This window comes from Thomasclavelia sp., from assembly GCF_017889095.1.
Lineage (GTDB): Bacteria > Bacillota_I > Bacilli_A > Erysipelotrichales > Coprobacillaceae > Thomasclavelia.
Genome location: NZ_JAGHEW010000177.1, coordinates 1 through 4,141 on the forward strand (window position 1 = coordinate 1; position 4,141 = coordinate 4,141).

4 protein-coding genes are annotated in these 4,141 nt (G+C 27.3%); 3 read left to right on the plus strand and 1 reads right to left on the minus strand.

The window, feature by feature from the left end; genetic code table 11:
• Positions 1 to 283, minus strand: a 283-nt coding sequence (locus tag J7M77_RS07680) for a MurR/RpiR family transcriptional regulator (protein ID WP_367236963.1), incomplete at its 3' end; no start/stop codon positions are given.
• A gap of 196 nt (positions 284 to 479) precedes the next feature.
• On the opposite strand from J7M77_RS07680, the gene J7M77_RS07685 reads away from it, so the two are divergent.
• The 3 genes from J7M77_RS07685 to J7M77_RS07695 all read left to right on the plus strand — a co-directional run.
• Entirely contained in the window at positions 480 to 680 is a 201-nt protein-coding gene (locus J7M77_RS07685) for a hypothetical protein (RefSeq protein WP_296877248.1), read from the plus strand.
• Between the two features lie 184 nt (positions 681 to 864).
• Complete coding sequence (locus J7M77_RS07690; protein WP_296877249.1) at positions 865 to 2,223, plus strand: hypothetical protein; 1,359 nt, start codon at positions 865 to 867, stop codon at positions 2,221 to 2,223.
• A 327-nt stretch (positions 2,224 to 2,550) separates the two neighbouring features.
• Positions 2,551 to 4,141, plus strand: a 1,591-nt coding sequence (locus J7M77_RS07695) for a PRD domain-containing protein (RefSeq protein ID WP_296877250.1), incomplete at its 3' end; no start/stop codon positions are given.

The window sequence follows — 4,141 nt, forward strand, 5'->3', positions numbered from 1 at the left end:
TGATCGTATCTTCATTAGTAAATGGATAATTGGCATCGACATCTAAAAAATGACTTTGGAGATATTCTATTTCTTTTAAATAAGCATCTTTTAATTCATTCCAGCCATTAAACTTCATTTTATGAGCAATTCTAATTAAAGTTGATGGCGAAGTAAAAGTAGCATTGGCAATATCTTTGGTAGTCATATTTTTTATTTTCATTTTTTCTTTAAGAATAAAGTCAATAATGACTTTCTCGCTTGTAGAAAAATCACATCTTTCTAATCTTTCCTGGATCAACATGTTCATCACCTCAAAAAAATTCTAACATACCCAAAATAATTAAACTAGAACTACTTATTTTTTTAAAAACTATTTACAAGTTAATAAATGTTTTTTTTATTTTTTGTAAACGATATTTCTTTTGGTTTCAATAAGCTTGTTTAAAGAATAATAATCAATAAAATAATGGTGCCTTAAAAAGATAGGAGTGATTAAGATGATTAGAAATATTGAAAATGAAAGACAGCAAATCAATTTACGCGCTAAAAAAGCTTATGAAAATATTTTTGGTAAACCCAAAGTATATCCAGTTTCTAAGCGTTTGAATAGTCAAGAAATGTATGATTATTTAAAGTTGGAAACCCAAAGACAATTGCTATATTTTAAACAATTGAAACAATCTTATTTACATAGATAGCAAGAAAAGATTTCAAGTAATTTACCCTCCCTTAATTACTTGAAATTTTTTATTTTGTTTTAAAATACATAGTCTATCAATAAATTATTTATATTATTTTAATGCTTGACTGAAAATACAACCATGATAAAATATAATTAAATAGAGGGCAATTTTATTAGACGATATAGGGGAAGGTGATACAATGATTTGTAATAATTGTGGATATCATTTTAAGTCGGGATTTACGTGTCCGTTATGTGGTAAACGTCATTCGGGTAGAAGCAGATGCCCAGTTTGTCAAAAAATTATTTATCATGGACAAGTTCGTTGCAATAACTGCGGCAATCCACTCCAAAAGGTAACTAGTGTCAATAATGCAACTATTCAAAAACAGGCCAATTATAATCAAAAACAAGTAGAAACACATCAAAATGAAGAAAAGAAAAGTCGTCATATAATGAAATTCCTGGTTTTTCAACAATTAGAAATGTATGATTATCGTAAAGATAATCAGGCATTGAAACAAAAGATGCAAGATGCTCGAAATACTTTATTTAATCATAGTCAAACAAAAAAACAAAAAAGAAAAGATCGATCAAATATTACTAATGCAATTGTGGGAACTATTTTTTTAGCTACAATCAGTTTATTTTTAATTCGAACGGTTATTACGACTGTTAATCAAAAAAATGAGATTGAACGTTTATCAGATGATTTTACCACCGTTGAAATTCAAGATGATAATACCGCTTTAGAAATGGCCGGTAATTACAATCAAAATAATTATCAAATAATCAACGGTGATGATGTTTATTTGGGAATTGATTATAACATGGTCCAAACTAATCGAAACCTAGGAATAAATAAAGAAAATGGATTACAGGGCTATGAATATTTATATTATGAAGATGATAAAATTTATGCTGGTGATGGAATAGATTATTACTTTCATGATATGAGAAATGGTGATAGTGATTATTTATTTAGATATGAAAAAGTATTACCGTTAGGCCAAAATCGTTTTTTGTTTTTAAATGAAAAGCAATTATCGTTATATGAAAACGGTCAAGAAAGTATTTTATCAAGTGAAGAAATTGTCGATTTTACTTATGATTTTAGTAGTAATTTAATTTACGCAGCTATTGAAATTGATGATGGAAATTTGATTTTTTCAATAGATTTATCTGGTAATGTGATCGAAACTTTTGATTTTATTACAATTGGCAGTTTTTATGTCGATAATAATATCATGTATTATCAAGATTATGACGGGATCATTCGTTATAATATATTAATGGATAGCTATGAACAGGTGATGCTAGGATCAATAAAAAATTATACTGTTTGTAATGATGGTATTGTTTATGTAGATACAGCACAAGAGTTATATTTTTATGATCCAAGTGTTGATACGGTAACGTTTATTAGTGATGAAGCCGGTCAGTTTAATTTAATTGGTGAATATATTTTATTTGAACGTTATGATGGAGATGATTATGGCAATTGGTATATTGCTACTAAAGATGGGCAAAGATGTTCGATCGATACTTTATCTGGATAGATGATATTTGTCTGATAGAAAGCTTTATTAGGTTATTGATAAAGCTTTTTATTATGTTTTTGGTAATAAAAGTGTATAAAATTAATTTTTTATTATGTGTATAAGTATTGTTATACACATATTTTTTTGATTAATAATTACAAATATTTTAATTATTATAGCTTAAGTGTATAATATTTGTATATAAATACAATAAAAAAGCTATACACATATACAAATGAATGAATAACTGTATAAAAAAACATTGCTTTTTGCAATTTGAAACAAAGATTGAAAAGATTTATAGTTGTTCTCGGTTAGAGGAGTTGTGTATAGTAGGAGGACAGAATGAAAACAAACAAAGATAGAGTTTTAGAATATATTCGTGAATATTCTAATAACTTGAAAACTGATGAATATCCAAAAATCACAACTCAGTTTCTAGCTGAGCAGCTTGAATTGCAACGCACCAATTTAAGTAGTATTTTAAATCAACTGGTTAAAGAAGAACAAATCAAAAAGATTCCCGGTCGACCAGTATTGTATCAATTAAATACAATAGAGGAAACGATAAATGATCAGTTTGTTGATTTAATTGGTTATGATAGCTCGCTTCAAGAAGCAATCATGGTTATTAAAGCAGCAATTCTTTATCCACATGGTAATCCGCATATTATGTTAACTGCAGAAACAGGTAGCGGGATAACACGATTTGTAAAATCTGCTTATGGATTTGCGAAAGCGTCGCATATTATTAAAGCTAATGCTCCTATATATATTTTTGATTGTCAATCTTATATTGATAGTATCCAAGAAATGAAAGATCAGTTATTTGGTACAGTCAATACTAGTGGAATTCTTCATAAAGCTAATCAAGGATTCTTATTAATTAAAAATGCTCATTTGTTAAATAATTATTTAAGAAATTTACTTTATGCAAGTTTTGAAAGTAGTAAGTTCTCACAAGACTGTTATGAATTGCCAGAGGATTATCGATGTATTCTTATTTGCCAAATACCTTATGAAACAGAATCATTAATTATGGAGGCATATAAAAATCATTGTAATTATCTAATAGATTTTCCTACCTGGAAAAAACGGACATTGAATGAGAAGTATCAATTGATTGTTAAGTTTTTCAAGTCAGAAGCTAAACAATTGCATAAACGAATTCAAATTCATTCACGAATTTTGAATGCTTTAGCTTTATATCAACCACAATTTCAAATCAATGGATTAAAACAAGACATTCATTATGCTTGTGCTAATGGCTATACAAGATGCAAGAAAACGGATCTTAGTGTAGAACTGTTTATGTCTGATTTTTCTAATGAAGTACGAAAAGGGATCATTCATTATAAACAGTATAAAGAAGAACTCGATAAGATTGTTAGTCAAGATACAAATTATTTATTTACTAGTCAAGAAGTATTAAAAAATAACGTTGTAACTAAACAAGAAAATATTTATCAAACAATTCAACAAAAGAAAAAAGAGTTAAAAAAACAAAATTTAAGTGAAACAGAAACAAACGCAATTATATCTAATGAATTGAGAAATGATTTTGAAAATTATTTTAAAAAATTGATATCTAATATAGATAGCATGGAAACACTTGGGAAAGTTGTATCGCCTAAATTGATTCAAACTGTTAGTTTGTTTTTAAAAGAGGCTTCAAAAAAGGTAAATCGTATTTTTGATGATCAGATTTTATTTGGGTTGTGTTTACACATGAATGCTTTAATTATTTCTGTTAGTCATAGTCAAATTATTTCTGCCGAAGAAAAGAAAAGGATAGTTGATTTATTTCCGGAGTATTATTCTTTAGCACAATCATTAGTTCAAAAAATGCAACAGGAATTTCAAATAGAAATAAATCAAGATGAAGTAATCTTTGTGATGTTGTTTATGTTATCTGGTTATGAATTGGCAGTAAAAA